At 56.5% G+C, this 5,199-nt stretch carries 4 protein-coding genes; all 4 read right to left on the bottom strand.

Annotated features, from left to right (window positions below):
* Positions 1-190: hypothetical protein (locus tag ISS20_RS23515; RefSeq protein ID WP_291440060.1), on the bottom strand; the 190-nt coding region annotated here is incomplete at its 3' end.
* A gap of 119 nt (positions 191-309) precedes the next feature.
* Positions 310-1,830: a xylulokinase gene (xylB, locus tag ISS20_RS23510; RefSeq protein ID WP_291440059.1), complete on the bottom strand. Its 1,521-nt coding sequence runs from the start codon at positions 1,828-1,830 to the stop codon at positions 310-312.
* 182 nt (positions 1,831-2,012) lie between these two features.
* Positions 2,013-2,492 (bottom strand): hypothetical protein, encoded by a 480-nt coding sequence (locus ISS20_RS23505; RefSeq protein WP_291440057.1) that lies wholly within the window; start codon positions 2,490-2,492, stop codon positions 2,013-2,015.
* Between the two features lie 91 nt (positions 2,493-2,583).
* Positions 2,584-3,651: a hypothetical protein gene (locus tag ISS20_RS23500; RefSeq protein ID WP_291440055.1), complete on the bottom strand. Its 1,068-nt coding sequence runs from the start codon at positions 3,649-3,651 to the stop codon at positions 2,584-2,586.
* Positions 3,652-5,199: the final 1,548 nt, after the last annotated feature.

The raw sequence follows: 5,199 nt of genomic DNA, 5'->3' as shown, positions 1-5,199 counted from the left end.
CGCTGACGATGTACACCAGCAGACCTCGGAAGAACCCAATGCCTCCGATGTTAAGAAAACTGCGCAGGGCGCGCACCCCCAGCGAGGTGAGCAAAAGTCCGATAAGCCCGAAGATGGCGAAAAGCAATCCGTAAACGATGAGACCAACCTTGAACGCCGATCCCGGACTGATGCGTGTGAGTTTCCTCATGATATGCTCCTTTCTTCTTGTATTATGTCTACAGATGAGCCGCTGCCCATCCTACCTCCTGCCTCTTGCATCTTGCCTCATACATCTTGCATCTTGCCTCTTGCATCTTGCCTCTTGCTTCATGCCTCCTGCATCTCGCCCAACCGCTCAAACAGCGGCTCCAAAACCTGATAGGTCTCCTGGAACAGAGGATACACCTCGGCATAGCGCGCCTGCGCTGCCGCGCTGGGCCGCTCGGCTTCTTCCACCTGCACGAGCTCGTGGGCCACGCTGAAATCGGGGAAAAGCCCCACGCCGACGCCGCCGGCGATGGCCGCGCCCAGGGCGGTGGCTTCGGCCAGCAGCGCCGGCCGCAGGATGGGCAGCCCGTAGACGTCGGCCAGGATCTGCCGCCACAGCGGGCTGCGGGCGCCGCCGCCGATGAGCCGCATGGCCTCGATGGCCGCCCCTTGCTCCAGGAAGGCGTCGAGGATCATCTTCAGATTGAAGGCCACGCCCTCCAGCACGGCGCGAGCCATCGCGGCGCGGCCGTGTCTCATGGTCAGACCCACAAAGGCCCCGCGGGCCCGCGGGTTCCAGTGCGGGCTGCGCTCGCCGATGAGGTAGGGCAGGAAGAGCAGCCCGCCGGCCCCCGGCTCTACGTCCGCTGCCGCAGCGCTCAGTTCCTCGTACAATTGGCCTTCGCCGCCGCCGCGCAGCAGCCGCTCCAGCCAGTCGAAGGAGCCACCCGCCGCCTGCATGGTGCCGGTGGGAAAATAGAGCTGCGGGTCCAGATGGGCAAAGGTGAAGGTGCGCATCTGCGGGTCGTGGAGCGGCCGCCCGGCGGTCACGGCGATCCACGACGAGGAGCCGATGTAGTTGTAGGCGTCGCCCGGACGCACGGAACCGGCCCCCACCGTGGCGCAGGCTCCATCGCCGCCGCCGATGACCACCGGCGTGCCCGCCAGCAGGCCGGTCTCGGCTGCCGCCTGCGGCGTCACCTGGCCGATGACGGCGGTGGAGGGATGCACGGGCGGCAGCTTGTGGGCGTTCAGCCCCACCGCTTCCACCATGTCCAAGGCCCAATCGCGCCGCTCCAGATCGAAGAGATTGGTGCCGGAAGCATCGGAATAGTCGGTGGCGAAGACACCGGTGAACTTGTAGGCGGCGTAGTCCTTGGCCTGCAGGAACTGATGGGTGCGACGGTACAGCTCCAGCTGGTGGCGTTGCATCCACAGCATCTTGGCCGCGGTGTAGGACGCCCCGGCGCGGTGCCCTGTGCGGCGGTAGACCTGCTGGAAGCCGCAGCGGTCGGCCAGGAACTGCGCCTCGGCGGTGGCTCGCTGGTCGGCCCAGATGATGGCCGAGCGCAGCGGCGCGCCCTCCTCGTCCACGGGCAGCGCGCCCATCATCTGCCCACTGAAGCTGACGACGGCGATGCTCCCCGACGTGACCCCGCTCGACGCCAGCAGCTCCCGCGTCGAATCGCGCACCGCGCGCCACCAATCGTCGGCCTCCTGCTCCGCCCAGCCGGGACGGGGATAGGCCGTCTCGTAGCCGACGAAACTGCTGGCCACCGGCTGCCCCTGCTCGTCGAAGAGATTGGCCTTGTTGCCCGTGGTGCCCAAGTCGTGGGCCAGGATGTATGGTTGGGGTGACATTTCGGATACACCTGTCCGTGTCGAAGTGAACGCTGGAGCGTCCCGCAACGGCACGCTCCGAAATGAACCCTCTTTGCCCTTTCGCCAACCCGCCGCGCCAAAAGCCGCGCGCGTGCCGTTGCGGGGGGTGCGTGTTTGCGGGCACATGTTCAATTGACGTCTTCCATTCGCCGTGATACTAGCTACTGGGTTTTGTCGTCTTGTTTGCTAGAGGTGGGTTTGTGTTCGCCCTGGTCTTCCTCAGGCTCCCTTATTACGTGCTCCTGTGAACGTGCCTGTACAAATGCCGATGCACCGAAGTAGAAGGCGATAACAACACCAACAATCGTTGTAAAGTTCGTGACCAAAGTTTGGGTTATTGCCGGAAGTCTTTCCGCTCCTTGCTGGAAGAAGGTGACCAGAGCCACCATAGTCAAGTATTCAATGACTATGCTAGCCGTGATCGCTGTTCGCACATGGCTTTCAGCGAGCACCCATTTCCGACTAGGTATCTGTGCAAGAATCAGAAAGCCGAAAAAGGATATAATGGCCACAGCCGCTGTTGCGAATGCCAAAGGAGACTGGGTGCCCCAGTAGGATGTGAAAAAAAGGGCAGCGCCAGTTACCACTAGCATTAGAAATACCATGAGCGCAGAAATTCGAAGAGCGTGTTTGTGTTCCATAGAACTCCTCCACAAAGGCAGCAATAGATTGCCAAATTGATAGGATTCGCCAGGTGCCCGCAAACGCTAGAGCATGTCGACTGCGCCTGTTTCAGCTCACGGCGAGAAACTTGGCGCGGATACCTAATCCCATAGCACAGAGGCCCCAGGATTCGGGATCGGAGACGAGAACTGTATAGATGCCCGGGGGGATGACCACATTCGGAGTAGCTTCCCAGAGCTCGTTTGGTTCTATATCTGAACCTAGCATTGACCCGGACATCATTGACCCGACTGGTTCTGCAAATTGCATCTTCCCGAAAGCCCTCCACGGCCCATAGGTAGTGCTATCTGCTGCCCTGAGCCCGATTGTTCCTGGTGTCACGTCACCCTCCACAACGCGCCCGTGGGGGTAGGTGTATAGGAACGTCACCTTCCAGGACTCGGTGATTGTAAAGGTGGCTGGTCCAGGAGGCTCCTCGAGGAGGTGCTGCAACCTATCGGGGGTCAGTACAGGAGTCAAGGCATGCCCATCAAGCATCCCGAAAACTAGCTCGATAACACCCGGCGTGGTAGCAGCACCGAGCGTTGTGGGTGGAGGCGCCGGTGTAGGCTCTTGGTCCTCTGGCTCCGCCGGTGGAGTATCTTCCTCCTCGGGAGGTGGCATCAGGTACCTCCCAAGCTGTTCAGTGAGTTGATTCACTACGGCCTCAAGATTTTCCCAAAGTACAGGGTGCCAGGTGTTATTATGTTGTGTGTTGTATCCTCTCATCTGCTCGAAGCCTCGGCTGAGCTTGTCCCGCCATTCGTAATAAATCAAACCATCAGGAGGGTTCAAAATCAAGTGTTCGATGTTCTCAAGACATTTTCTTTCTGTCTTATTTACAACGTTATTCAGCTCCCTAAATGCGTTTATGAAATCCTCCCGAAGGATCTGTTGACGACTCCTTTCGGACGGTATGATCGGCCAATCTCTCCATGACATAGCATTTTCCTCCTGCGTTCTTGTCCGCTCCGCCACGAGGTGGAGCACACAAGAAACCTTAAGATTTGAAATCTTGTCTATCTCGCCGTTCTGAACAAATGCGCCTTCTAAATCTTTCCGGCTACAAATCGAGTTGCGTGCTGGTCGTTTGCACATCGTGCCTTGTTGCAATACGCGCTCGCCCATCTTGATCACGTGTTCGCCTGTAATTCCATTCAGATCACGGCGGTTTAACCACGGTTACAATTTTACTGGACTGAAGCATCTTAGTAGTGGCATCCAATACCGCAGCTGAATGATATGTTGGCAAACGCTGAAGCCTTTCGCCGTTGGCGAAATCGCTATGCCTCTCTGGGAAATCAACTTGCGATCCGCCAATGACGTGAGGCGAGTGTTTGCGGCTCGTGCAACGGTGTAGAATGCACTTCTCTTGCTGTGCATTTCCCAATTTCTGGTGCAAGCCACGCACATCCCCATCTAACCCGTACCAGCTATGGAAGACTGACTCACTTCAACTCCCCGGCAAGCAGTCCTTAGTCGTCCACAAGCATTCTTACCGCTCCCAAGATTCTCCATTACTCCAAGCTATGCGTCTGGTATCACTGCTCAACACGCCCCGTATTCCATAATCGAGGGGATCTTCTGCAACCAATACGGTGTCTCCTTCGAGATGGCCTGGGTAGGTTCTGCCCTTTTCGTTCACGATAATGAGTCTGGTTTGACCTTGGAGACGGATCGAACATGGTGCGTTTCTGTTACCCCTGAAGTACCAGGTGCCTACAAAGTCTGCTATGGTCGCCATACGGATATCCTCCTCTCTAGGATGTTGAGCCTCTGCCCGACTGGTGATTGTGCAATATGGCCGCAAACGCCGTAGCACGCTGACCACGTCCGAACCGACACGCGAAATGAAAACAACGTTCAACTGTGCCAACCCGCGATGCCGAATAGCCGCGTACTTGGCAGCGTGCGCGTGTTTGGCGCTCGTGCGTTTTCATCCTGCACTGCGACGAGTATTTCTCCTCGTTATGGACAGATTGATAGTTATTGCTGGATTTGACCGTCCGAACGTTGGAATGGCCCAGATCGTGTTCTAAGTCTTCCGCCCGCGAAGATGCCAGCTAGTGAAGTGACGAATCCTATGATACCGAGAATGTCCGCTACAGTACTGAGACCAGGTATTTTCTGATCAATGATTGGGCCAACAATGCCCAAAGTTATCACAGCAGCGATAAGCAGAACTAGCCACCACTTGATGGATAATACCCTTATCCAGATTAAGTGCGCCAATCCCCCGAGATCCTTAAAGATGTCTCTAAGGCCCCTTGTTATCCCTTCTAAATGTGATCGAACCGATGGGGCTGGTAATAGCATATGGCCCTTCGCGACAACAGGTATAGAGTCAAGCCCGCGTTCCTTATCAAGTCTCTGCAAAAGCGCTGCTCTGGTAATTATCGGCTGACCGTTTCTGGATTTCTGGTTACAGATTTCTTCAAATGTAAACCAACGATACTCCAAATCGTCACGAAAGCTCAATTCACCATTAAGCGCCTCTACAACGAATAGATTGAAAGCATATCGGGTGTACACCCCATGAGTGATACTTACTGGACTCTGGCGAAAATCGGTAACTTGATCATGAGAGGCTTCCTGAGTAGAATAGGCCAAAAGCCATTCTACCCGTTCGAAAGGAGGTCATCCCATGCTCACACGTATTGTACACAACTCTGAGAAATTGTGCAG

The sequence above is a fragment of the Acidovorax sp. genome, from assembly GCF_016783915.1.
Classification (GTDB): Bacteria; Pseudomonadota; Gammaproteobacteria; order Burkholderiales; family Burkholderiaceae_C; genus Acidovorax.
Note: the sequence above shows the minus strand (reverse complement) of the source record. Positions and strands in the feature narration are given on the sequence as shown.